Here is a 25,267-nt window from a genome sequence, read left to right as displayed (position 1 = left end):
GACTGTTAAAGTGTAGTTAATTCTGATTTTTTAATGCAGTTGCAAGAATACTCCACCTTTAAGTGTTCCTGGTTCGCTGCTATAACTACTCACTGTCAGGGATTTTAAATTATCAAAAAGTGGCTTACCCAATACTTCTGCAAGTTTAAGCAAGGGTAGTTGACGTTTGAGAAGATTTTGACTATTTTCCCAGTCTAGATAAATATACCCTTGGTTGGGTTGGGGAATTGTCGCAATACTATTTTGAAATTGAGGACTTTCTAGGAGAGATTTTTGCTTTTGACTCAAAACTGCTGTTAGCGTCTTTAAATCAGAACTGAAAATTTCATAATTATCTAAGGTTGTATGCACTCCTTTAACTTTTGTGTCAACATTAATAGATGTGTTATTTTCACTTGTGGCTGTAATTTTTGTCCAAGCTGCTATTTTTTGTTGATCTAAAGTTAGGGAACTAACGTTAAAACCACTTCTACTGGCAATATTATTTAAATGTGTGATTCCTGCTGCTAATTCTGGGGTTTTTTCGATGACAAATAACCAATGAGGGGTTGTATTTTCTGAATTGGGTAATAAGGCTAAAGCGTATTCTCCTGTTATCCAGTTGAAAATATCTTCGCTAAAGTTTAAATTCCAATTGTGTTGGATTTTTGCTAAGGGTTGTAGTAATCGAGAAATCCCTTCTTCACTAGAACCGTAAATGCTTGCTGTTGCTTGTTTCCACAGTTTTGCTATATCGCTATTGCCTAATTTATTCAAATTTGTGCCAGCGATCGCTAAAGCTGTTGATTCTGGAATATACTGTAATGCTCCTACAGATTGAGATAGGGGTAAAGATGAAGGTACAACTGGGGAATTTGTTAAAAATGTACTTTCTGTGAGCAACCCTTGGGAATTTAAAACGAAGGAGAGAATTTGGCTATTATAAGTTGATTCTGCCAATTCTAATCCTTGCCATTTACCAACTTCGGGCAAATTTAAGAAAGTCACAGCTACAGCATTTTTAGAGATTTGTTGAGTAGCTTTTTGATATTCTAGAGAACTAATTAAGTTTAAATCTGGTGCTTGTAAATTATTAATTGCTTCTTTGATAACTTGAGGATGATTAGCCAGCAAAACAAAATTATTAACAACTGCACCTGCTAAACTATTTTGGTTTTTTAAGTCTGGTGCATATTCGGGATGATCAGAAATAACCTTGACACCTTTGTAACGTTCAATTCCTAAATTAGTCCCACTAAAAGCCCGGTTAGAAAATAATAATTCCAAAAACTCACGGCTTTTCTCTGGTTTTGTAGTTGCAAGTGCCATTAAATACCCGGTTTGTAGTCCGTTGTCTGGATCACGGTCTATATCTATGGTAGTTGCAGCTAGGGTAATTTCATCACCCAACCAGGGTTTAAGATCATTTGAATAATCTATATTATTTTTTGCCAATAGACTATTTTTGAGTTGAGAAAATTCTCCTTTTGCTGCTATTGTCTGTAACCCGTCGGGATTGACCAATAATGATACCATTGCTGGTGAAGACTTGGAGACAAATATAGCCGCAGCGGGTTGAGAGTTGCGAACGACAAGACTAACTGGACTTTTCCCCGAAAACCAGGAGAATTTAGCTACACAAACTAGCACAAGCGTGATTATGCCAGCTATAAGGAAACCAAGTTTAATATTTTTTGTTAAGTGTTGACTGTTCACATTCTTTATATTTTTTAGTTTTTCTGCAAACATGAATAGTATAGGATTTTTTAGAAAAACTGCATGACAAATACATCATTTGATCAACCCTTTTCCGAAATTACTGTTGAGGAACTAGCCAAACGTCTTTCCAGTAATGAAGGAACGCTTCAGTTAATAGATGTGCGTGAACCCCAGGAAATTGCTTTATCACGGCTAGATGGTTTTGTCAATCTTCCTTTGAGTGAATATGAGCAATGGAGTGAACAAGTGCCTATCCGCTTTGATATTCATGCAGAAACTCTTGTTCTCTGTCATCATGGTATCCGCTCTGCTCAGATGTGTGGGTGGTTAGTTACTCAAGGATTTACAAATGTTAAAAATATTAAGGGTGGAATTTCCGCTTATTCGATTTTAGTTGATCCTTCTGTGCCACAATATTAGGAAATTGTAGGGGCGCAGGAATTATCTGCGCTCAAAGTTCAAATTCATCGAGTTTAACTCTCTTCTAAAGGTCGTTCTAAGATTAATTTATAATATCCAAAAGCTTCCCCTTTAGGACTGACAGTAAAAGGCATTAAAAGACCAGCGATTGAATTTCTAATTAAATATTTAGGTAACAAATAAATAAGTATTTTCACTTGCCAAGACAAGGAAAAAAGTTTCCAGGATAATTTTTGTAATTTTAATAATGTCGGCTGAATTGCTAAAGAAATATCTTCAATAGTTTGAATTTGAAAGCCAATTGATTGGACGATAGCATTCCAATCATTAATTTCTGAAAATCCATGACGAACTGCCATTGATATTTCTACAAGTTGAGTTGCGGTTTGCAGTAATTTAGGGAGTTGTGTAAACTTAATTTTACGATAACCATCGAAGATAATTAATTGTCCACCTGGACGCAGCACCCGAAAAATTTCTGCCAGTGGTGTTTCTGCTTCAGAGGCGTGACATAAACACTCAAAGGCAAAAACAATATCAAAGGATTGATCTAAGAAGTTTAGGCGATTAAAGTTACCTTCTTGAAAAGATAGATTAGCAAATTTATCGGCTTTGCGACGTGCTATTTTAATATGCGATGGTGTTAAATCAATGCCAGTGAAATGTACTTCTGGATACTGCTGGGCTAAAAAACAGCTATTAAATCCTTTACCACATCCTAATTCTAAAACGGTCTTGGCATCAAGTTTATGAATTTGTTCAGCAACTACTCGTGGTTGAGCATAATAACCATCTGGATCAAATATACCATCAGGGTTTAATGCCATGTGGATAGCATCTTGTCCAGAGTGATAGATTTGATAACCCCACTCGCTTTGGGTGTAGTAAGATATGGTAGCATCTGCATCAAATTCTTTTAAAACAGCCTCACAATCAAAAAGCCCGTCAATTTTGGCGATCGCATCTGCTAAAGTTAGTTGACTAGTCTGTGGAGCATACTCTGGTTTTGATCCCCCAGTCAGTAGTTTAATAATGATATTTTTCAAGAATTTATTTGCTGCCATAAGTATTTGCAAAAATATGATTAAATTACTATAGCAGTCCTATTGCGTAACTGTCAGCATTCAGCTATCAAATAAACATTTCCCTAGTACACAATGGCGTAAGTCAATCAACCATTAAAAATTTGACAAAAGCTTGTGTAATCTGCTTTTTTAATTTTTAATTTTTAATTTTTAATTCCGCACTGCGGTACTAGCCTTTTTTTCATGTTCTCCAGCATGATTCTAGGCGGTTGGAGATTAATTAGGTTGAAAACCACATCTATTTTTTTGTTTTGGTTTATCGGTGTCAAGGTTAATTTACTGCTTAATATTTCTTAATATAACTTTCTTGACTGAATTGACATAGATTAATGTATAATCACAAAAGAGACAAATAAAAAAAACTAACCAATAAGCCAAAAAGCTTACTGCATTGGAATTTCGGGGTTATAGCGCAGTTGGTAGCGCACCTCAATGGCATTGAGGGGGTCAGCGGTTCGAATCCGCTTAGCTCCATTAGATTATAATATTTTGAAGTTTAGTAGTTAGAGTTGAAGTCTATTTAGGGTTAACTCATTAGCGTGGAGTTAGCCATATAAACGTGAACTACCTACACTTCCCTTGCGGGTAAGTATAGGCTTCCTACCCAGTTAACAGCTTTTTGCTCTTCGAGAACAACAAGACTGATGTTAAGGCGATAGGCTGACCCCTCGTTCCAAAGGCAAAATCAAGGTTAATCAACAAAAATGATCATGTATCTAGCTTGGTTATCGCTATTCTCTCGCCTTGCCGAGATATTCAATTCATAACACAAATTTTGTGAATTGTCTCCATGTTTTCCTTCCTTGCTGTCGCGTTGGTCGGAAAACCGTCGTCAATTCACGCGCCATTCATCCCCCGCTGCCCTATCGGGTCAGACGTGGGGCTTCTGTCGGTTAAGCCAAAACCCTTGTTATAGCAGCTTTTAGCTTTCAGCGGTCAGCCGTCAGGAGTAAAACCCTTATATTGTGGGACTCCGTGATTAAAATTAGTATCTCATTCAAGTGCATACCGCTTTATACCTACAAGAAATTCTCAGGAATTTGCTTGCTATTTCTTACTTGCCTAAACCATCATATCTGTTTGGGTCTTTTTTCTCTTTTTTGTCCTTGGCATCTTTCTTAGGCTTTTTAGTTTCTTTATTACCTTTTTTTTCCTTAGACATCAGTATTACCCAACTAAGTTTACCCGTTAAAGCTTCCACATTCTGCTATTGGTAAATCAGGGCGTAGCTTACCTGATACCCTTTGAAAACAGCAAGGAAAGCATTAAACATTTACACTACTAACCACCATGATACATTGTTATTTGATTTTGTTATTAATTTAATTAACTATGATACAAAACTTTAGATACCCGGTTACTAGATTTAATTGAGATGCTCACTTCTAGATTCTGTTTTATTCTCTTCATTCATTATATCGGTATAATTGAATTTTATAACTTATCAGGTAATAATTAAATGACTTCATCGGTAGATATTCTCATTCTTTCCAATGGACCAGGAGAAGTTACAACTTGGGTACGTCCTGTTGTCAAAGCATTGAGAGAACAATTAGGACATGATATTTCTCAAGTAAGAATTTCTGTAATATTATCACCTTGTCCCCATGCTAGTGGAAAAGAAACTGCTATAGCGTTGGGCTACCCAGAGGTTGATAGAGTTCAAGCAGCAGCAGATTTTTGGCAATTTTTACTATGGGGAAAAACCGCAGAAAATTGGGATTGGAGAAATCAAGGTGCAGTGGTATTTTTAGGTGGTGATCAACTTTTTCCCGTTATTCTTGGTAAGAAGTTAGGATATAAAACAGTAGTTTACGCCGAATGGTCAGCGCGTTGGCACAATTTTATAGATAAATTTGCAATTATGAAAGCTCAAGTTGCGAAAAATGTTTCTCCTAAATATATAGATAAATTCACTGTTGTTGGTGATTTAATGTTAGAAGCGGCAGAGAATGAAATAACATCTAAAATTGAAAATCCCAAATCCCAAATTAACATTATTGGCATTTTACCAGGTTCAAAAGCAGCAAAATTAACCCAAGGTGTACCTTTAACTTTAGCTATTGCTGAATATATTCACAGTAAATTACCCCAGACGAAGTTTTTTATTCCTGTTGCACCAACTTTAGATCTATCAACTTTAGCTGATTTTGCTAAACCTGAAAATAACCCATTGGCTAAAGCTTTTAACTTTCAAGGTGCTGATTTAATAGGTGATAATTTGGTGACTTCTACAGGTTTAATAGTAGCATTAAAATCAGAAAATCCCGCTTATCATTTATTATCTCAATGTTCTATTTGTTTGACTACAGTTGGTGCAAATACCGCAGAATTAGGTGCATTAGCTGTCCCGATGATTGTCCTATTACCAACTCAACAATTAGATGCTATGCGTTCTTGGGATGGTTTACCAGGAATATTAGCAAATTTACCGGGAGTAGGTTCTAGTTTTGCTAAATTAATTAATTGGTGGATGATAAAAAATAAGGGTTTGTTAGCTTGGCCGAATATTTGGGCGCAAGCAGAAATTGTTCCAGAATTGGTAGGTAAATTGCAACCCGAAACTGTGGGAAAAATGGTTTTAGATTTGTTAGAAAATCCCGAAAAATTAGCAGCTATTCGTCATAAGTTACGCAGTGTTAGGGGTGAAGGTGGGGCTGCGGAAAAGTTGGCAATTTTGGTCAAAAAAGAGTTATTATAGATTTATATAAAACTAACATTTTTTCAAATATGAAAGCACCTGATACCATTATTAAACTTGTTGAACATTTTCACTCTTCGATAGAATTGTATCGTGCAGGGGGAATTAATGAAACACAAACTAGAATTGAATTTATCAATCCTTTCTTTGCTGCTTTAGGGTGGGATATTAATAATGAACGACAAATTTCTGATATTTATAAAGACGTTGTTCATGAAGATTCTTTAAAAATTAGCGACGCAAACAAAGCCAAAGCACCTGATTATAGTTTTTGGGTTGGTGGAGTCAGAAAGTTTTTTGTGGAAGCGAAAAAACCCGCTGTTAATGTTGGTAATAATATGAGTGCAGCCTTTCAAGTCAGACGTTATGGCTGGTCTGCAAAATTACCTTTAAGCATTTTAACAGATTTTGAAGAATTTGCAGTTTATGATTGTCGAATTATGCCAAATAAAAATGATTCTCCATTGATAGCGAGAATCAAACATTTTAATTATACAAAATATGTGGAAAAATGGCAAGAGATTTATGATCTTTTTTCTAAGGAAGCTGTCTTAAATGGTTCTTTAGAAAGATTTGCGGAAACTAAAGTTAAAGCTGGGATTACTGTTGATCAAAAATTTCTCCAAGAAATTGAAATTTGGCGAGAAAATTTAGCTGCTAATATTGTTTGGAGAAATCCCCAAATTGAACAAAGAGAGTTAAATTTTGCTGTCCAAATGACGATTAATAGAATTGTCTTTTTACGCATTTGTGAAGATAGAGGAATTGAACCTTATCAACAGTTATATAATTTATTAAAGTTTGAAAATTTTTATCAAGAATTAGGGCGGTTATTTATCAATGCAGATTATCGCTATAATTCGGGTTTATTCCATTTTCAAGGTGAAAAAAGACGAGAAAATCCTGATGATTTTACTTTGAATTTAACTATAGATGATGCTATTTTAACATTAATTATTAGAAAACTCTATCCTCCAGAAAGTCCTTATGAATTTTCTGTGATTCCTGTGGAAATTTTAGGACAAGTGTATGAACAATTTTTAGGTAAAGTCATTCAAATATCTGCAAGTCGTCAAGCAGTTATTGAAGATAAACCGGAAGTAAGAAAAGCTGGAGGTGTTTATTATACTCCTAGTTATATTGTTGATTATATTATTAAACAAACTATTGGTAAGGTTTTAGAAAATAAGAAACCAGATAAAATCCAAGATATAACAATTCTTGATCCTGCTTGTGGTTCGGGTTCTTTTTTAATTGTGGCCTATCAATTTCTCCTAGATTGGTATTTAGAACAATATTTACAAAATCCCAAGAAATACAAAAATAAATTCTATCAAATTTCAGATCATCAATGGCGTTTAACCGCAAGTGAGAGAAAGCAAATTTTATTAACTCATATTTATGGTGTTGATATTGATCAACAAGCGGTAGAAACAACTAAACTATCTTTATTATTAAAGGTATTAGAAGGAGAATCAGGAGAAACAATTAGCAGACAATTACAGCTATTTAAGGAAAGGGCTTTACCTGATTTAGATTATAATATTCAGTGTGGTAATACCTTGATAGACGCAGAATTTTATCAACATACTCAATTAAATTTTTTAGACGAAAATACGGCTTATAGAGTTAATATTTTTGACTGGAAATCGGCTTTTTCTGTTATTATGAAACGAGGTGGTTTTGATGTAGTTATTGGTAATCCTCCCTATATTAGAATCCAAGCTTTAAAAGAATGGGCTGCTTTAGAAGTTGAATTTTATAAACAACAGTATGTTTCTGCTAGTAAGGGAAACTATGATATTTATGTTGTCTTTGTGGAAAAGGGATTAGAGCTATTAAGAAAAGATGGCTATTTAGGTTTTATTTTACCCCATAAGTTTTTTAATGCTCAATATGGGGAATCTATCAGAAAATTAATTGCTGAAGGTAAATATCTTCATAAAATAGTGCATTTTGGAGATCAACAAGTGTTTCCAAAAGTTTCAACTTATACTTGTTTGCTTTTCTTGAGAAAATCACAACAATCTGATTTAGAAATGGAAAAAGTTACTGATTTAATAGATTGGAAAAATAATCATAATAGTCAAACAGGAATTATTAATCATTCGTTAGTTTCTGGGTTAGCATGGAATTTTATTTTGGGAGAAGATGCTAATTTATTTGCAAAATTACAACAAATTAAATCTAGACTAGAAGATGTAACAGAAAGGATTTTTCAAGGAATTAAAACCAGTGCTGATAAAATATATATCGTCGAAGAATTATCACGGGAAGATAATTTAATCCAGGTTTTTTCAAAAGAAAAACAAATAACATACTGGTTAGAATCTAATTTACTACATCCTTTGATTAAAGGTGGTGATAGTAAAAGATATTATTTGTCTAAAACTAATAAGTTGATTATTTTTCCCTATATGCTTAAAAATAATGGTTCAATGGAATTAATTTCTATGAATACCTTTGAAAAAGAATATCCTTTAACCCGGAATTATTTACTAGATAATAAAGATTATTTAGAAAGTAGAGAAAATAGTAAAATGTTAGGAGAAAATTGGTATGGATATAGTAGATTTCAAGCTTTAAATGTCATGGCTTTACCAAAAATATTTACTCCTGATATTGCGACTGGTTCATCATTTACATGGGATAAAACAGGGGAGATATTTTTTACGGGTGGTGTCGCTGGAGGATATGGAATTTTAGTTAAATCTATTTATTCATGGGAATACATTTTAGGATTGTTAAATAGTCAAGTCCTAGAATTTTATCTCAAAAAATCATCTACATCAATGAGAGGTGGTTACTATAGTTTTGAATCTCGGTTTATTCGCAATCTTCCTATTAAAATTATTGATAATTCTCAAATTTCAGAAAAGCAAAAACATGATTTAATTGTTAATTTAGTACAACAAATACTTGATCTTCATCAACAACTCAATCAAGCAAACACACCCCCAGCCAAGAGAATGATTCAGCAACAAATTCAAGCCACTGATAGACAAATCAATCAATTAGTTTATGAACTCTATGAATTAACTGATGCAGAAATAACTATGATTGAAAGTATTCAAAGTACATAAACTTAAATTTACTCTTCCCCTTGTCTGCGTCCTAGTTCATAAACACCAGCACCCATACAAGCAAGTATCCCAATGCTAATTCCCCAACTATTACCTAAACTGATATCTAAAATCCAGTTAGATAAACCACCAAATATTAAAAACGGGAAAATGCTAAACAGTGAAGCATAGAAGGAATTTTGCGCTTCTCTGGCTTTGCGTGTCTTTTCAAATTCTGACTGACTGGTATAAAGGGACTGTTCAGCAAAATTGAACCAGCGATTGAGTTGTGTCGTTACCCATTCTCTAACTTGGGAAAAACTCAAATATAATGCTAAAGCCCATAAACAAGCTCCAGCGATGGCAACTGTATCTAATTCAACGCGAAAAGGCAATATGTCAAACATGGCATGGGTTAACTGATACTTTTAACCGGGACATTCCCCGACATCTGAGATGTCGTGAATATCTAGTACAACATCACCAACTGAGTTAGTGAAGGTGGTATCCTATATGCCTTAGAATTATGTTCTCAGGCTCTTGATTGTCTGTCAACGAGTTCAATACGCAAATTTTCTCTAGAACTACCAAGTTTTCAAAAAGAAAGGTTTATTTTCTTTGTAGCCATTCAAGTCTATTCGGAACCATTATAGTTACTCAAAATATTTATTGACTTTAAATTAACTAACTACAAAACTCTCGTATATATTTAATATAATGAACCTATTGTGAAGAAATGTCAATAGATGTCTGAAGATTTAATGTCCTATTCTTTGCTGGTAACGGTACACCTAATAAACTCAAATTCAGAACATGACCACCCGTAACCAAATAAACAGGTTCACAAATTGTCCCTAACTGTCGAACTAATGCACCCAAGCGATCGCGGAATTTGCGCCCCATAGGATAAGCTGGAACTACACCCCAACCAGTTTCTTCTGCCACAAATATCACCTCAGCCGCAACTAACGGCAGAATTTCCAGGAACTCCCTCACAGTATTTTCCCAAACTAAATCATCCTCTTCCAGAAAATTAGCCACCCAAGTTCCCAAAGAATCAACCAACAGGCAAGTATTAGGCTGAGATTGAGCCAACGCAGCAGTCAGTTCCCCAGGTACAGACAGAGTTATCCAATCTTGAGGACGACGTTGTTGATGTTTTTGAATCCGTGCAAGCCATTCCTGATCATCTGGATTTTGTGTAGCCGTGGCGATGTACACTACAGTTTTGCCGGAATTTATCGCCAAATCTTCCGCCCATTCACTTTTACCAGAACGGGCTGCACCAGTCACCAAAATCACTTTACTCATCATTTGATCATATAATATTTAAACAGAAAGAATACACGAGTTAAATCAAGTATCCCCACAATCGCCACCTTTTTGTACTCCTGAATTCTTTCTTGATCAAGACCATAAATTTGAGGATATTCTTATGAAACCAGGGTTAAAACGGATCGAGGCAACATTACATGATTTAGGAACTCGCAATGATGAAGTCACCACAGAAATAGGTGATGAAACCAAACGTTCCTTTTCCTTTCGCATTAGTATCCGTCCCCAGGAATCTACAGAAAATTCCCCAACTACCGCCCAAACCAATAATAACTTAGAAGCAGATCCAGTTAATCATAAAATTCCAGAGGCAAATTTATTTCCCCACCATGATTCTGTCCCAGCTTTTCCAGCCCAAGACAATGGAGAAAAAACGCCAACTCTGCCTAAATTTAAAACTCCATCATTCAGCAATCATCGTCACGGCGCTAACCCAGCCCTAGCGATGAATATGCTCCAAGAAATCCAAGAAAAAGTTGCTAGTTGGCAAATAGAATTACAAAGAATAGTCCAAAATATTCAAGATATTTACTTAGAAGGTCCAATTATTAATGGCTGGTTGGAATCCAATGCCCAAGAGCCAGAAACAGTAGGAACAGCAGCATTACGCCATGCAGAAGTAGAGCGTCTCATGGACTATGTAGAAGAAATTTGTGCTAATGGTGAAAAAGAATCTCATAAACCACTACATACTGACTACCGACTATGTGGAGTAGATAAAGCCGGTCAGGTCTGGTCTCGTCCCTGTCCAGTCGAACAAGTTCCTAGTGTCAGTATAGCGATCGCTCGTCACCAAATATTAAGGCAACTCTTAGGACGCAAACAAGACCTAGAAAATCGCTTGAGTCAATTAGCGGAAACCTTGGTGATGTTACATAGTCATATTCAACAAAATTAAAACAATTACTTGCAGATTGAAATATTTTCTCACTGAATCCAAAATACAGTAGACATCTCCGAAAAAAATCGTAGAGACGTTCCATGGAACGTCTCTACAAGGGCAGAAACGATAAAGGCCGAGGTGGTGCTGCAAGAAAATGGCAACTAAAAAAACAAAGACAGATGCTCAGACAGAAACTCAAAGAAAATCAAAAGTCAAATGATCATCACAACGATAAACAGGGGGAAAGTTCAACTTCCCCCTATTTTTTGGCCTTTTTTTCCCAACAGATTTATTGCCCATTGCAATCAATAAATTTCACATCTTACTATTATTAGTATCTTTAGGCAATCAATTAAAGAAACTGGATTTGCGATTAAATTTATGAACTTAATTGCATGGTGATAAAATCAGGATTAGTCAGATCATCAGGGAGAAAAGAAGACTCTGTGGGAAAAGAATCAATAGGTAATTTAGTTTCTGTATTAGCCGCACGAACTGCTTTTAAATAACAATCAGAAAATATTTCTAAATAATAAGGTTTGAGGCTAGGACTATCTTCTAATAAAGACTCAATTTGATAAAATTGTTCCCAAATTGTCCTCACCCAACTAGAAGAACGTTTTTTAGGTTGATATTGGTACTTGAGTAAGTGCATGAGTAAAACTATGAGTCGGTTTTTAAGTTCACGTCTTTTCTCTTTCCCCATGTCCTCTATTTCTTCAATCAAATGCTCAAAATCAACGTGATCTAATTGATGATTACGCAATAACTTAGCTGTCGTTTCTAGCCACGAACAATAATCCTGCTCATAAAGATAACTACTCAAGGATGTAGATTGTAAATTGGTAGTCATAACAGATAGCCTTATTTATGCCATTACTTAAGTCTATCACATTAATTAATAAAACCAGGAAACATTAACGTTACCTGGTTTATTCTTGTAGGGGCATAGCAATGCTATGCCCTAATTCTCATACTGCCAAATTAAACTTTAGCAGCCGCTCTCATTGCTAATTCGCCTTTAGCATACTTAGCAGCATAATCTTCTAAAGAAACTTGCTTAATCTTGCTTGCGTTACCAGCAGTACCAAACTGTTGATAACGGTCAGCACAAACCTTTTGCATATATTTAATAGAAGGCTTGAGGAAGTGACGAGGATCAAATTCCTTGGGATTAGAAGCCAACGCTTCACGCACAGCCGCAGTAATAGCCAAACGGTTATCGGTGTCAATATTTACCTTACGCACACCACTCTTGATACCTTTTTGGATTTCTTCCACAGGTACACCGTAGGTTTCAGGAATAGCGCCACCATATTGGTTAATGAGTGCCAATAAATCTTCAGGTACAGAAGAAGAACCGTGCATTACCAAGTGGGTGTTAGGTAAACGGCGGTGAATTTCTTCAATGCGGCTAATAGCCAAGATTTCACCTGTAGGCTTACGAGTAAACTTGTAAGCACCGTGACTTGTGCCGATAGCAACAGCTAAAGCATCTACTTGAGTTGCTTCTACGAAGTCAACAGCTTCATCAGGGTCAGTTAATAGTTGAGAATGGTCAAGAGTCCCTTCAAAACCGTGACCATCTTCAGCTTCACCGGCACCGGTTTCTAGAGAACCCAAACAACCCAATTCACCCTCAACACTGACACCCAAAGAGTGAGCAACGTTGACAACTTCGCTGGTAACTCTCACGTTATATTCAAAGCTGGCAGGGGTTTTAGCGTCAGCTTCCAAAGAACCATCCATCATCACGCTGGTGAAGTTGTTCTTGATAGCTGAATAGCAGGTAGAAGGAGCATTACCATGATCTTGGTGCATGACAATGGGAATCTCAGGATAGGTTTCTACCGCAGCCAAAATCAGGTGACGGAGGAAGTTTTCCCCGGCATAGTTACGAGCGCCGCGAGAAGCTTGTAAGATTACGGGGCTATCTGTTTCCACCGCAGCCTTCATGATTGCTTGAATCTGCTCTAAGTTGTTGACGTTAAAAGCGGGGATACCATAACCGTGTTCAGCAGCGTGATCCAAAAGCAACCGCATTGGTACGAGAGCCATATATATTCCTCCTAATTTGGGTATTTAGCTAGTCAGTTTAATAAAAGCGTAATCTTTATTTTAATGTAATTTTTACGCTAATCTTAATGTTTTTTTCAACTTACAGAAAATTATATCTAGTAGTGGGTGCTTTTGTTGAGAAAATTTATAGGCTGATATTCTCCAGCTATGTAATCTTTTTGTAAATCTAGAAACTAAGTGTTAGCCTGTGCATTTACCTGGCGATCGCAATTTGCAGTTCAAACGTATACAACAAACCAGTCATTTAAAGTTTCTTGTCAATGCGTAACTCCTAGTCTTAATTAATCAGTAATAAATCGTTAATTGGCTTTATATTCAACATAGCCACTATAGCCAGTTTTGACTACAGTGGATATATAGACAATTCTTATATTTTATTGGCTAAATGGTAATAAAATGCTATGTAGCCACTAATGCTATTTTGGAAATTAGTGGCTATAGTGGCTATATAGGAAAATACTTAGAGACTTCCAAATAAAAAAATACTCAACAACCTAATGCAAAAATCTCTCAAACCCTTATTCCTCTGTGTCCTCTGCGCCTCTGTGGTTCGTTAATCAGGATAATTTATTTCTTGGAAGTCCCTTATGGATAAAAACAACGAGAAAGTCAATAAAACAGATATGGTACAAGTCCGCGTTAGCTTACCAGAAGATTACCGTAGGCTGTTTAAGGCATATTGCACCGAACAAAATACGGATATGAGTAAGCGTATAACTGAGTTAGTTGAAACTGAATTAAAAAGAGCAGGGAAAATTTAGCGATCGCCAACCTTAAATGACTAGACCAGGATATACAGAAGCTTTTCTCAGAGGGAGAAAGGCGTTAAGACGGGGTAAATGTCCTAGTGAGCAAGACATTGAGCATATTTACCAGCAAGGTTGGGAAACTCACTTGGGGGAAACTGAGAAGGGGTTACTAGAAAAATGTCGAAAGGAGTATGACAGCGATGACAGTAGCAACCAGCATTGAAACTGTACAACAATGGCTAAACCAGACTGATGGATTGAGACTTGTACAGGCAACCAGTAATGAAGGTAAACTTATTACCTCAAATGAAATCTTGGCACTAGCAGAACGCTGTGAATGGGTAGAAACTGACGATATTTCTGATACACCCTATGCCAAAGACGGCTATTTATACCCTATTAGTTTAGAACTTGGTTGGGGTAATCCAGATGATGCCTACACAACTTCCAATAATGCCAAAGTCTTATTTTTCAACGCCTATTATCAAAAAGCTAGTTAGATTCTAGTTATGGGGATCACCTATTGATTGATCCGCAGTATTAGGGGCAACCACAGGGGGTTTGCCCCTACTGGCGATCGCATCTATGATTAAATAATTACCCATAATCTTCTGGCCTGATTTTACTTTGTTTCATTAACTAGCCGTAAGACACTTTTATACAAAGGTTCAGCAACCCAAAATCCTGCTTTATTAATAAGATCATCTAACAGCGGTTTAACAGTAGAAATGAAACCTTGACTTTTGGCTTCTACTAAAACTCCTAAAATTCCGGTGTAATGGAGATTAAGTCTAGCAGCAATCATGCGGCCACGACGTTCATCAATTAAAACTTGTTCTGCTTTCATTTCTAAGGCTAAAACTATAGCCTCTGCTTCTCCAGGATCAAGTTCACTGCTAAGTGCTTTAAGCATCGTCCGATCTTCAACTGCACGGATTTGAATCCAAGTAAAAGTTTGTACTTCCTTTGCACCCGCTACGGGAAAATCAGGATCGGTTAATTCTTGATAAACGGCTTCAGGAATTAGAACTGTTCCGTAAAGCTGTTGTAATAAGTGAAGCTGGTTAATAGCTGCAAGATTATTAATGGGTGAAGTATCGCTGACAACAATCACAGTCTACCCATCTCCCGCAAATTCTTGATATCTTGTTCAAAATCCTCTACTCCGTAATGAACTGGGATTTGATAACTTGCGAGTAAATGTTGAAATGCTATACGATTCATACCAGCAAAGCGACTAGCTTGAGCAAGAGTTAACTTTTCTTTTTGAAATAGCATAATCGCAATTTCTCGTTTCATTTCCTCTTCATTCATGCGAGTTGTGGTTAGTATTTCATTGGGAATAACTACACTCATATTTATAATCCTCTGAACCATTATTATTATAATTCATTGCAAACATTATAGCGGTATGCACTCGCATGATATACAGTCATAAGCCCCCTCCTCGCTTGCGGAGAGGGTGTTGGTTTCTTGTATTTCACTCAACCAATAACCGCTATAGTATAAGCAGTGGCATTTTATGTAATATCGCATTTTGCCGTAAATGAACTTTAAGCGATCGCATCTATGATTCAATACTTATATTAATTTGTCATTAATGATGCTATGTTAACTGCACTGAATTCCGATGTTGCTAGTCAAGTCGTAATTCCTCTCCCCTGTAATATCAGTATATTTATATTCTACTTTTATATGAATTTTTCTATTCGCTTACTACAAGAACAGGAAATCAAAACTGCTAATCATGTATTCCGGTTAGCTTTCGGCACATTTATAAGATTACCAAATCCACTGGAATTTGCTATTGATTATTGACTAATTCTTTACCAGTCAAGGATTTCAGCCCCAATTTTTGTGTAATTAATTTTGTCCAATTACTTAAAAAGCGTCATACCAACAGAGTTGGGAGGCAGAAAAAATTGTCGCACAAAATTCATCTCTGGGAAATTTGTGCGCCATGGCGCACAAAACAATCCGCAAAGAAAATTCACTCAATGACAAATTTTCGGAAACCCGTCGTCATAGATTTGTTTAATCCCATGTTCGACTCGCTTGCAACTAACCAGATTTTTCAGAGAATAAGGTAGATGTAGATTTTAGTGAACTAAATTATGCACATACCTATTCTCACTTCTCTGAAAAATTATATAGTTGATCACCATATTCCGGTGATGGTGCGGGTGTGTCCGCTTCCTGTCTCATAGACTTACTCCTCAAGGTTTCAGTCTCTCCTAGTAGCACGTCTCCACTAGATAGGGTTTCCCCAACAGGCTTAAATTCCCCCGGTGTTGCCACGCTGTTACCAGCCCCAAGCGGGGTATCTTCTTGATTCTGTTGATACCAATCCCAAAGGCGGTATTTTCCAGATTGTAAGAAGCCTGAATTTAGCAGATGATTTCTTGCAGCGTTGACATCTGCTTGCTGTTTTACCCCATGTAATCGGCATTGGGGATTAGTACAGTAAAAATCTGACTGAGTGCGTCTGTTGCCTTTTTCCCCACAACAATAACACTTTTTGCTAGAGTAATGAGGTTTAGTCAAAATAAAATAACCTTCACCACGGTAAGTAGTCATCTTGGACTTGGTTTTTTCTCTCAATCCACCTAACGCAACATCTAGCAAGTTTCTGTTTAATCTTGATTTTGCTCTAGCACCGTTTTTGGCATAGCCTTTACCATCTGCTCTAAGTTTAGGTTTGGGCTTACGAGTCAGGTTTTTATGTTGGGTGTCCTCCCAAGCGATCGCTCCAAAGTTTCTGATTAAATAGGTACTAACTTTATGATGATATGCGGTGCGATTTCGTCTAATATTTTCGTGTACACGGGCTAATTTAGCAGTAGTCTTATTAAAGTTTTTACTATGGGTTTTGTGTCTGGAAAGCTTACGCTGTAGCCTTGTTAGTTTTGCCTCTTGAAGTTTTAAAGCTATTGGAGGTTTGATCAAAGCTTCTCCATCAGTAGCCACCATAGCTTTAACACCCGGATCGATACCAGTAGCTTTATTACTGGGTTTAATTCCCGCTTCTTGACGTGAGCGAATATCTAACTTTATTTTTAAATGATCAATTTTTAACTTAATTTCTCTCTTTTTATCATCGTCTGTTTCTTTTTTGATGGAATTTTGTTTTTGTCTTAATTCCACCTCTAATTTATTAGCAACTGTCAGACAAACATACCACCCTGACGAATTATTTTTAATCACAACACTACGAATTTCATCGCCTTCTTTCAGCCTCTTGTGATTTTTATTAACAAACTTAATACCACTTTTAACGCCAGGTATAAATAACTGATCATCTATGAGTTTAATACGTTCTGTATCGAGGCAACTAAAAGTTTTAACTGCTTCTTTCTTCCATTTAGGGATGTGACTATCACGACGTTGAGGATCGATGTACGCTGCCCAACTATTAGCTAGATGATTAAGTAAACCACCCATGTAGCCACAATCAATTTGTAGTGGTGGTAAATTCTGTGATTGTCTAAAAACATTACAACGAGTTTTAGTTAAATAACCTTCCAGTGTTCTGGAAATACTCTTTACAGACTGGCCATGTTTTTGTAGTCTGGGTTCACTGGGAAGCAATCTCTTAGGGATTAATTGATAATTTCTGTCTTTGTCAATAAAAGCTATTTGGCAGGTAGCACCACCTAAACCAAAATATTTATATTCCTGGCTTTCTTTCCATTCAGTGAGTAGCGATTGCATTCGCTGTTCGTTTGGTATCATTGGCAATGACCAAGCACTATGTTTTGGAAATCGCAGCCAGTATCTATCAATATTTTCTAGAGAAATACCCTTTTCTGAGGCTTTCTTCTCTAACCACTTGTAATACTCAAATTGATGGTACTCGATGAGAAGTTCCAATCCTAAATTCCATAACCATTGAGATTCCAAGGTATTATTTCCAATAAAATAGCTTTCTTGGGACTTATTCAGCCTTACTTTACACTCAACGGTTTTCATGTCTTATTTTTATTACTGATTTTTTATTGGCTTGTATCAAGCATATATCAAAATAGGGTGAGCAATGCCCACCCTATAGTATTATTCCATCACCTGTGCTGACTTCTGTTTATCCAACTTGAGCATCAACACACCCAAAGGAGGTAAACACAAATCCAAAGAATAAGGACGATTGTGCAAAGACCAATCATCAGTCCACTTACCACCTAAATTGCCCATATTGCTACCGCCATACTGACGAGCATCACTATTGAACAACTCTGTATAAAAACCCTTTTCAGGAACACCAATACGGTAGTGCGAATGGGGTTGAGGTGTAAAATTACAAACCACAATCATAAAATCGTCAGAATTCTTGTCACGACGGACAAAAGAAACCACACTATGACGGTTATCAGTACAATCAATCCACTCAAACCCCGCTTGGTCAAAATCTTGAGTATATAAAGCTGGTTCAGAACGGTAAAAAAGATTAAGAGACTGGAAAAAATCCTTTAACTGTCGGTGTGGTTCAAACTGTAAAAGATGCCATTCCAAATCAGCCCAAGCATTCCACTCACTCCACTGGCCAAATTCCATGCTCATAAACATGGTTTTCTTGCCAGGGTGAGCAAACATATAAGCAAACAAACAGCGGATATTAGCTAACTTCTGCCATTCATCACCGGGCATTTTGCCGATGATATTACTCTTACCATGGACGATTTCATCATGGGAGAGAGCTAACATGAAGTTCTCGCTGTGGTTATACCACATACTAAAGGTAATATTGTTTTGATGGAACTGGCGAAACCAGGGGTCCATGCTGAAGTAATCCAGCATATCGTGCATCCAGCCCATATTCCACTTTAAGTTAAAGCCCAATCCGCCCGTATAGGTAGGCCAAGATACCATTGGCCAAGATGTGGACTCCTCCGCAATGGAAAGCACACCAGGATAATAACTAAATAACAAGCTATTAACTTGACGTAAAAAATCAGCAGCTTCTAAATTTTCTCGACCACCGTATTCGTTAGGCAACCATTCTCCTGGTTCTCGGCAATAATCAAGGTAGAGCATGGAAGCAACCGCATCAACCCGAATTCCGTCAATGTGGTATTTATCAAACCAGAACAGGGCATTAGCCACCAAGAAATTACGGACTTCATGGCGATTGTAGTTAAATACTAAAGTCCCCCATTCCTTATGTTCACCTTTGCGGGAATCAGAATGTTCATACAAGTGACTACCATCAAAGAAAGCTAAACCATGTCCATCTTTGGGGAAGTGGCCAGGAACCCAGTCTACAATGACACCAATACCATTGTTATGGCATTCGTCCACAAAGTACATGAAGTCTTCGGGTGTACCAAAACGGGAAGTAGGCGCAAAATAACCGGTTACTTGATAACCCCAAGAACCATCAAAGGGATGCTCGGCAATTGGGAGGAGTTCTAAATGGGTATATCCTAATTTCTTAACGTAGGGAATGAGTTTATCTGCTAGTTCCCGATAAGTCAGAAACCGAGCGCCGGGTTTTAGTTCAGAAACGACAACTACAGCTTCAGTTTCCCCATTGGGTAATTTGGCAGGTTCAGCACTAGCAGCGTGTAACCAAGAACCTAAATGGACTTCGTAAACGGAAATGGGTTGACTCAAGGGGTCACTGTGTCGCCGCTTTTCCAGCCAGTCTTCGTCTTTCCAGGTGTAGGAATTTAAGTCAGTGACAATAGATGCGGTTTTTGGCCGGGGTTCTTGCTGGAAACCGTAGGGATCGGATTTTTCGTAAATATGCCCTTCAAAATTTTTGATTTCGTATTTGTAATGTTCTCCTACACCGATTTCGGGAATAAATAATTCCCAAATGCCTGTGTGTCCTTTCCGCATCTGGTGTTTGCGTCCATCCCACAGGTTAAAATCTCCCAATAAGGAAACGTTGCGGGCATTGGGGGCCCAAACGGCAAAATAAACGCCTTTGACACCATCTACTTCTGTGGTGTGCGCTCCCAATTTCTCGTAAATGCGGTGATGGTTGCCTTCACTAAATAAATGTAGATCAAATTCTGTTAAGTGGGCAGAACGGAAAGCGTAGGGATCATTAACCACTCGCTCATGTTCCCCTTCTTTAATGCGTAACTGATAATTTTTTAGTTCTGGGGTTTCAATGGTGCATTCAAAAAAGTGTGGATTATGCACTGTATCCATGGGGTATTCTTTCCGTTCTTCTGGAACTACTACCCACGCAGCGCTGGCATTTGGGAGATAGGCTCGCACAGCCCAGACAGTTTTACCATTTTGCTCGATGAGATGAGAACCCAGAATTTCAAAGGGATCGTGATGTTGATTGCCAACAATGCGATTAACCTGTTCAGGGGCGACTGTGGTTGTGGACATGAAGCTACCTATGTGATATATGGTGATTAACTAAATCTACTTTTTAACTATTCATATTCTTGCATCTTTGTCGCCACTGTCAGTTGTCAGTTGTCAGTTGTTAGTTGTCAGTTGTCAGAAAGAAATTTCTCCCCAACCTCCCCAACCTCCCCAACCTCCCCAACCTCCCCAACCTCCCCAACCTCCCCAACCTCCCCAACCTCCCCAACCTCCCCAACCTCCCCAACCTCCCCAACCTCTCCAACCTCCCCAACCTCCCCAACCTCCCCAACCTCCCCCACCTCCCCTACCCCCTATTCCCTGATTAAATACTTAAAAATGGGAAAAGTTGTAATAATGTTTTGCGTAGTTGCAGCAAAAATACTTTATCGCGGATACCAGAAGCTAAACGTGGTGGTGGACTTATTTGGATTTGTGCTTGCAATTCGGCATATTCTGCGGGCGTGAGGATTCTGCCATCAATGGGCGATCGCACTGTTAGAATAATCTCTGTCCGCAATATCTCTTCTGGTATATCTTCTTGTGGTGGTAATGCCATCACTGCTTTACCACTATGACCCACTAATACCATCAAAATGCTAGTAGTAACGCCCAAAATAAGCAGCAGTATCCGTTTCATCCTAACTCCTAACTCCTAACTCCTGACTCCTGACTCCTGACTCCTGACTCCTGCTATAATTTCTCAAGTCCAGGTGGTAATGGTTCAGCACATAGCTGGTGGATATTGATAATTCGTTCAAAAACCTGTGGATACTCCTGACGATAATCGGGAATCAATGCTAAAGGACTCAATAAAGCCGCCGCCGCAATATCAGCTATACTCAAGCGGCTACCCACTAAATAATCACTTTTTTGCCAATATGCAGATAATACTAACAAAGCATTGGCGAGTCTTTTTCGCGCTAATTCAACGGTAGTATCATTAATACCATATTGTTGTCTAACTATTTTAATCACCATTTGGCTAAATAGCGAAGGGTCAATTGACTTACCTTCACTAGCGCGAAATTGATAATATACAAACCTAGTAGCTGTTCCTATACTTTCATCTAACCAATCTTCCAACATCGCAGCTTGAGTTTGCTGTTCTGAATTGGGTAAAAATAGAGCAGGTTCAGGTTGATAGCCTTCTAAAAATTTGAAAATTTCTGTAGAGTCAGCAATAGTTTGGGGTTGTCCGACAATTTGGGGTAACAGTACCGGTAGTGTCGTTAACCCAGTTAAGGGCTTGACCTTTAAAATATGCAGCCCTGGAGTTAAATTCTCAACTTGATAACTAATTCCCTTATAACCCAATGCCAATCGGGCTTTGCGACAATAATGAGATGTACTAAATTGCAGTAACAACATACATTGATCTTACTTGGTTACTGAGATACACAAGTAACGTAGTTTAACCTTGGTCAAACAGCGTTAATTGCTGATAATTCGCTCTCTGATTGACCTTACTCGTAAGGAGAGCTTTTAGGTTCTAGACTAAGTGAAAACGAACATAAAAAAAATCAAACTGGGCGAGAACTGAATCTAGCCCAGAAGCAAAACCTGATGAATGTTCCTGTTTTTTACCCAACTTGATACCATTAGGCAGTTGAATCTTTAGTCTTTATCCACAAATTAAGCTAACTTTCTCAGTAGAGTTTTGTGAAAAATAATTTTTAAAGAGTCAACTAATCACGAGGGCGATGTATTACCCTATACTAAGGTTTTTTGGGAGTAGCCGCAGGAGAGGTAGTCGCCGCAGGAGAAGTTGTCGCCGCAGGAGAGGTTGTCGCTGCAGGAGAGGTTGTCGCCGCAGGAGAGGTTGTCGCCGCAGGGGTAGCACCAGTATCTGCTGGTTCGCCACCTGTGGTTGCTGCTGGAGAACTGGTAGTACCTGCTGGTTCACTACCACCTTCACAAGCTCCAAGCATGGTAGCCAGACTTAACATTAGAGCCAAACCAAAAATTCTTGTCTTCATAACTCCTCTTTCACCAATTGTGGCAATAAAATATGCAGCCTGTTGAATAAGATACCTTATTTATTGATTTTTTTTTAGGACTTTTTGATTACATATTTCAACTCATTCTTTTTTGTAACATTTTTGTAGATTATATGTAACACGAATAGATCATGATTAAGAGTTAGAATAGCTTCAAATTCTTGATCTAATTAATGCAACTTTAGGTTAAAACCACCTGAGTCGTTTTTCATCCCCTGTCTAAAGCATATAAGGCATTGCTACGCAATGCTTATTCAGGGGCTTTCAAACTTCCCAGTCTTTCTTGTAAAATTCAATCAAGTCAAAAATAAAGTATTTACCATCAGAAAAATTATGGTTTTTGAACGTAAATCAGCAGTTTCCCCAAAAAATGCCTGGTTATGGGGCAAGTTTCCTTTGTCATTGAATAGACGACGTTCTCGAAGTCCGAATAAAAAGACACAGAATTTCTCCCGACTTCTGAGTGAACCGATAGCAGTTAAATCACCTATTTCCCGGAATGCTTGGATAAATTTAAATTTTTTAGGTTCTCGCAGAAATAAGACAGCAACCCGCATTTCCAGCTTAGAAACGAGTAAAAAACAACCTACCGGGACCGATAAACAATCAACTGCTACTCTAAATAAAATGAGTAATGCTGCGACTATGCCAACATGGTTGCTACGTATGTATACAGTTAATCGCTATTCATCCGTTTTCACATTTTTATTAGTGGTAGCGACATTAATAGTTTATGGTTGTACAGTATATTCTCAAGAGCTTTGGAGTGACTCGTACCGTAAACTACAAAGCTTACAACGTCATGAGCGACAGTTAAATACTGCCAATGCGACACTGACTAGCAAAATGGCACAGGAAGCCGAACAGCCTGGGACGGAAATGGTATCACCAACTTCTGAAGGGACAATTTTCTTACCACCAACATCTAATAATTATCCCAAATCGTCATTTTCAACTTCTCAACCAGAATTACAACCTGAACCTCCTTCTCCATTAGGATATTAATTGGTAATTGGTCAAATTCTTTCTATTTCCTATTCCCTAACTTATATGTTGCTCTAATGGTGAAGTCATCAATTAAAACAAAATTGAGAAATTTACGTAATTTAGAATTCAGACGACAACGAAAGTTCTCTAAACAAACTCAAATAGGAAATATTGATCCGAAAATACCGGAAAACCCACCCAATATTAAATTACGATTGTTGGCTGTGTGGGGTGTGTTAATGATTGCTATGCTAGGGTTGGCATTTAACTTATATCAGTTACAAATTGTTCAGGGAAAAAAGCTGACTCAAAAGGCACGAAACCAGCAAATGGTCAATTTACGCCCTTATATGCCCCGTCGTCCGGTAGTAGATCGGGGTAATAATATATTGGCTATTGACCGTCCTGTTTATAATGTCTATAGCCATCCCAAGTTATTTGATCTATCCCAGGAGGAAATTGCTGAGAAAATTGCTCCAGTTATTGGCAGAGAAAAGGCTGATTTAGTTAAAATATTCCAAAGTAAACGCAGTGGAATTTTACTAGCTTCTGGTGTTTCTGAAGATATTACTGATAAGTTGATATCACTCCGCTTGAATGGGTTCGAGTTTATTCAAAAATACTCTCGATTTTATCCCCAAGATGATTTGGTAGCAGATGTGGTGGGCTATGTTAATCTTGACCGTCGTGGTCAGGCTGGTGTGGAATATAGTCAGGAGAAGTTACTAGAACGTTCTGGACAAACAGTTCGGATGAGTAAGTCTGGTAATGGGTCATTGATGCCGGATTATGCGACTGAGGGATTTCTGCATTTTGATGATTTAAAACTGCAATTAACTATTGATAGCCGTGTGCAACGGGTAGCCCGTGGGGCATTAAAAGAACAAATGACTAAATTTAGTGCCAAACGAGGCGCAGTGGTTGTCATGGATGCGGTTGATGGTTCAATACTTGCTTTGGTTTCCCAACCTACCTATAACCCAAATCAATATGCTAAATCTGATATTTCTCTGTTTAGAAATTGGACTGTGGCTGATCTTTATGAACCGGGATCAACTTTTAAACCTGTAAATGTGGCGATCGCTCTAGAAAATGGTGCAATCAAACCAGACGATACTTTTGAAGATCCTGGTTCGATTAAAATCGGGATACATACGATCAAAAATGCCGAAAAAACTGGTTATCGCCGATTAACTATTCCTGAGATTTTACAAACTTCTAGTAACATTGGCATGGTGAGAATCATTCAACGATTAAAACCATCTATATACTACAACTGGCTAGAACGTTTAGGACTAGGACAAAAGGTTGAGACAGATTTACCCTTTGAAGTTATGGGTCAACTAAAAAGTCAAGAACAATTTATCTCTTCAGCCATTGAACCAGCCACAACATCTTTTGGACAAGGTTTTTCTCTAACTCCACTACAACTGGTACAACTACATGGTGCATTAGCTAATGGGGGCAAATTAGTGACACCTCATGTAGTCCGAGGATTAATTGATAGTCAAGGAGTAACGCACTATTCACTGACTCTCCCAGAACCACGGCAAATTTTTTCAGCTACAACTACTCAAAAGGTTGTGGAAATGATGGAAACAGTAGTGAATGTGGGTACTGGTAAAGCTGCAAAAATTTCCGGATATCGCATTGGTGGAAAAACGGGAACGGCCCAAAAAGCTAGTCCTAATGGTGGATATATTAAGGGTGCAAGAATTACCAGTTTTGTCGCTATTTTGCCCGTGGAATCTCCTCGTTATGTAGTGTTTGCAGTTGTGGATGAACCAAAGGGAGAAAATGCCTATGGTTCTACAGTAGCTGCACCAATTGTGAAAACTGTGATGGAATCACTAATTCCTATTGAACAAATTCCTCCTAGTCAGGAAAAGGAGGAAAAGAAAAAGTAATTCGTCATTGGTGATTGGTGATTGGTCATTGGTGATTGGT

25 protein-coding genes and 1 tRNA gene are annotated in these 25,267 nt (G+C 37.7%); 13 read left to right on the top strand and 13 right to left on the bottom strand.

The features are described 5' to 3' along the window. Positions 1-30 precede the first annotated feature (30 nt). Positions 31-1,728 carry a DUF3352 domain-containing protein gene (locus ANA_RS13245; protein ID WP_015080561.1) on the bottom strand — a complete coding sequence of 566 codons (1,698 nt, stop codon included), beginning with the start codon at positions 1,726-1,728 and terminating at the stop codon, positions 31-33. Positions 1,729-1,758: 30 nt separating this feature from the next. Between ANA_RS13245 and ANA_RS13240 the strand changes: the two genes are divergently transcribed. Beyond that, on the top strand, positions 1,759-2,118 hold the full coding sequence (locus ANA_RS13240; protein ID WP_015080560.1) for a rhodanese-like domain-containing protein: 360 nt from the start codon (positions 1,759-1,761) through the stop codon (positions 2,116-2,118). 53 nt (positions 2,119-2,171) lie between these two features. Here the strand turns inward: ANA_RS13240 and ANA_RS13235 are convergent, their stop codons facing one another. Beyond that, complete coding sequence (locus ANA_RS13235; RefSeq protein ID WP_015080559.1) at positions 2,172-3,182, bottom strand: class I SAM-dependent methyltransferase; 1,011 nt, start codon at positions 3,180-3,182, stop codon at positions 2,172-2,174. A gap of 422 nt (positions 3,183-3,604) precedes the next feature. On the opposite strand from ANA_RS13235, the gene ANA_RS13230 reads away from it, so the two are divergent. Further along, positions 3,605-3,677: transfer RNA gene (locus tag ANA_RS13230), tRNA-Ala, on the top strand. A 580-nt stretch (positions 3,678-4,257) separates the two neighbouring features. Here the strand turns inward: ANA_RS13230 and ANA_RS26615 are convergent. Continuing rightward, the gene (locus ANA_RS26615; RefSeq protein ID WP_158310534.1) at positions 4,258-4,404 is read right to left on the bottom strand and encodes a hypothetical protein; all 147 of its coding nucleotides are present in this window, start codon (positions 4,402-4,404) and stop codon (positions 4,258-4,260) included. Positions 4,405-4,662: 258 nt separating this feature from the next. On the opposite strand from ANA_RS26615, the gene ANA_RS13220 reads away from it, so the two are divergent. After that, the gene (locus ANA_RS13220; RefSeq protein WP_015080558.1) at positions 4,663-5,904 is read left to right on the top strand and encodes a hypothetical protein; all 1,242 of its coding nucleotides are present in this window, start codon (positions 4,663-4,665) and stop codon (positions 5,902-5,904) included. Positions 5,905-5,933: 29 nt separating this feature from the next. Then, positions 5,934-8,987: an Eco57I restriction-modification methylase domain-containing protein gene (locus ANA_RS13215; RefSeq protein ID WP_015080557.1), complete on the top strand. Its 3,054-nt coding sequence runs from the start codon at positions 5,934-5,936 to the stop codon at positions 8,985-8,987. Positions 8,988-8,995: 8 nt separating this feature from the next. Here the strand turns inward: ANA_RS13215 and ANA_RS13210 are convergent, their stop codons facing one another. After that, on the bottom strand, positions 8,996-9,373 hold the full coding sequence (locus ANA_RS13210; RefSeq protein WP_015080556.1) for a hypothetical protein: 378 nt from the start codon (positions 9,371-9,373) through the stop codon (positions 8,996-8,998). A 316-nt stretch (positions 9,374-9,689) separates the two neighbouring features. Beyond that, complete coding sequence (cobU, locus tag ANA_RS13205) at positions 9,690-10,277, bottom strand: bifunctional adenosylcobinamide kinase/adenosylcobinamide-phosphate guanylyltransferase (RefSeq protein ID WP_015080555.1); 588 nt, start codon at positions 10,275-10,277, stop codon at positions 9,690-9,692. A gap of 124 nt (positions 10,278-10,401) precedes the next feature. Between cobU and ANA_RS13200 the strand changes: the two genes are divergently transcribed. Next, positions 10,402-11,199 carry a hypothetical protein gene (locus tag ANA_RS13200; protein ID WP_015080554.1) on the top strand — a complete coding sequence of 266 codons (798 nt, stop codon included), beginning with the start codon at positions 10,402-10,404 and terminating at the stop codon, positions 11,197-11,199. Between the two features lie 364 nt (positions 11,200-11,563). On the opposite strand, the gene ANA_RS13190 is transcribed toward ANA_RS13200, so the two are convergent. Together ANA_RS13190 and fba are read right to left on the bottom strand one after the other, a co-directional pair. After that, a complete protein-coding gene (locus ANA_RS13190) occupies positions 11,564-12,037 on the bottom strand; it encodes a DUF29 domain-containing protein (protein ID WP_015080552.1) in 474 nt (157 codons plus the stop codon). 131 nt (positions 12,038-12,168) lie between these two features. After that, positions 12,169-13,242: a class II fructose-bisphosphate aldolase gene (gene fba, locus ANA_RS13185; protein WP_015080551.1), complete on the bottom strand. Its 1,074-nt coding sequence runs from the start codon at positions 13,240-13,242 to the stop codon at positions 12,169-12,171. Between the two features lie 608 nt (positions 13,243-13,850). Here fba and ANA_RS26610 point away from each other — a divergent pair. Genes ANA_RS26610 through ANA_RS13175 form a run of 3 tightly spaced genes read left to right on the top strand, consistent with a single transcriptional unit; the run spans position 13,851 to position 14,512 of the window. Beyond that, on the top strand, positions 13,851-14,024 hold the full coding sequence (locus ANA_RS26610) for a hypothetical protein (protein ID WP_158310533.1): 174 nt from the start codon (positions 13,851-13,853) through the stop codon (positions 14,022-14,024). A 16-nt stretch (positions 14,025-14,040) separates the two neighbouring features. Further along, positions 14,041-14,235: a hypothetical protein gene (locus ANA_RS13180; RefSeq protein ID WP_015080550.1), complete on the top strand. Its 195-nt coding sequence runs from the start codon at positions 14,041-14,043 to the stop codon at positions 14,233-14,235. After that, positions 14,213-14,512 carry a hypothetical protein gene (locus tag ANA_RS13175; protein ID WP_039200204.1) on the top strand — a complete coding sequence of 100 codons (300 nt, stop codon included), beginning with the start codon at positions 14,213-14,215 and terminating at the stop codon, positions 14,510-14,512. Before ANA_RS13180 ends, ANA_RS13175 begins: the two co-directional genes overlap by 23 nt. Positions 14,513-14,634: 122 nt before the next feature. Here the strand turns inward: ANA_RS13175 and ANA_RS13170 are convergent, their stop codons facing one another. Both ANA_RS13170 and ANA_RS13165 read right to left on the bottom strand, forming a co-directional pair. Beyond that, entirely contained in the window at positions 14,635-15,126 is a 492-nt protein-coding gene (locus tag ANA_RS13170) for a DUF3368 domain-containing protein (protein WP_015080548.1), read from the bottom strand. Further along, positions 15,123-15,368, bottom strand: a complete 246-nt coding sequence (locus ANA_RS13165) for a UPF0175 family protein (protein ID WP_015080547.1) — start codon at positions 15,366-15,368, stop codon at positions 15,123-15,125. The genes ANA_RS13170 and ANA_RS13165 overlap by 4 nt, the downstream gene beginning before the upstream one ends. A 252-nt stretch (positions 15,369-15,620) precedes the next feature. On the opposite strand from ANA_RS13165, the gene ANA_RS27095 reads away from it, so the two are divergent. Further along, on the top strand, positions 15,621-15,830 hold the full coding sequence (locus ANA_RS27095) for a hypothetical protein (protein WP_200863826.1): 210 nt from the start codon (positions 15,621-15,623) through the stop codon (positions 15,828-15,830). A 312-nt stretch (positions 15,831-16,142) separates the two neighbouring features. On the opposite strand, the gene ANA_RS23615 is transcribed toward ANA_RS27095, so the two are convergent. Beyond that, positions 16,143-17,912 carry an RNA-guided endonuclease TnpB family protein gene (locus ANA_RS23615; RefSeq protein ID WP_158310532.1) on the bottom strand — a complete coding sequence of 590 codons (1,770 nt, stop codon included), beginning with the start codon at positions 17,910-17,912 and terminating at the stop codon, positions 16,143-16,145. Positions 17,913-18,062: 150 nt separating this feature from the next. Continuing rightward, a complete protein-coding gene (gene glgB, locus ANA_RS13155; RefSeq protein ID WP_015080545.1) occupies positions 18,063-20,354 on the bottom strand; it encodes a 1,4-alpha-glucan branching enzyme in 2,292 nt (763 codons plus the stop codon). Positions 20,355-20,451: 97 nt separating this feature from the next. On the opposite strand from glgB, the gene ANA_RS27725 reads away from it, so the two are divergent. After that, positions 20,452-20,658 carry a hypothetical protein gene (locus ANA_RS27725; RefSeq protein ID WP_041458058.1) on the top strand — a complete coding sequence of 69 codons (207 nt, stop codon included), beginning with the start codon at positions 20,452-20,454 and terminating at the stop codon, positions 20,656-20,658. On the opposite strand, the gene ANA_RS13145 is transcribed toward ANA_RS27725, so the two are convergent. Beyond that, positions 20,659-20,973, bottom strand: coding sequence for a hypothetical protein (locus ANA_RS13145; protein WP_015080544.1), 315 nt, complete (start codon positions 20,971-20,973; stop codon positions 20,659-20,661). It lies immediately after the preceding gene. Positions 20,974-21,026: 53 nt separating this feature from the next. Then, entirely contained in the window at positions 21,027-21,704 is a 678-nt protein-coding gene (locus ANA_RS13140) for a glutathione S-transferase family protein (protein ID WP_015080543.1), read from the bottom strand. A 357-nt stretch (positions 21,705-22,061) separates the two neighbouring features. On the opposite strand from ANA_RS13140, the gene ANA_RS26605 reads away from it, so the two are divergent. The 3 genes from ANA_RS26605 (at position 22,062) to ANA_RS13125 (ending at position 25,227) form a co-directional block, all read left to right on the top strand. Further along, entirely contained in the window at positions 22,062-22,358 is a 297-nt protein-coding gene (locus tag ANA_RS26605; protein ID WP_015080542.1) for a hypothetical protein, read from the top strand. A gap of 308 nt (positions 22,359-22,666) precedes the next feature. Beyond that, positions 22,667-23,338, top strand: coding sequence for a hypothetical protein (locus ANA_RS13130; RefSeq protein ID WP_041458056.1), 672 nt, complete (start codon positions 22,667-22,669; stop codon positions 23,336-23,338). A gap of 56 nt (positions 23,339-23,394) precedes the next feature. Beyond that, on the top strand, positions 23,395-25,227 hold the full coding sequence (locus ANA_RS13125) for a peptidoglycan D,D-transpeptidase FtsI family protein (RefSeq protein WP_015080540.1): 1,833 nt from the start codon (positions 23,395-23,397) through the stop codon (positions 25,225-25,227). The last annotated feature ends 40 nt before the right edge of the window (positions 25,228-25,267 follow it).

Origin of the sequence: Anabaena sp. 90, assembly GCF_000312705.1 — a bacterium.
Classification (GTDB): domain Bacteria; phylum Cyanobacteriota; class Cyanobacteriia; order Cyanobacteriales; family Nostocaceae; genus Dolichospermum; species Dolichospermum lemmermannii.
The sequence above is the reverse complement of the archived record's forward strand: the minus strand, read 5'-3'. Positions and strand labels throughout refer to the sequence as shown.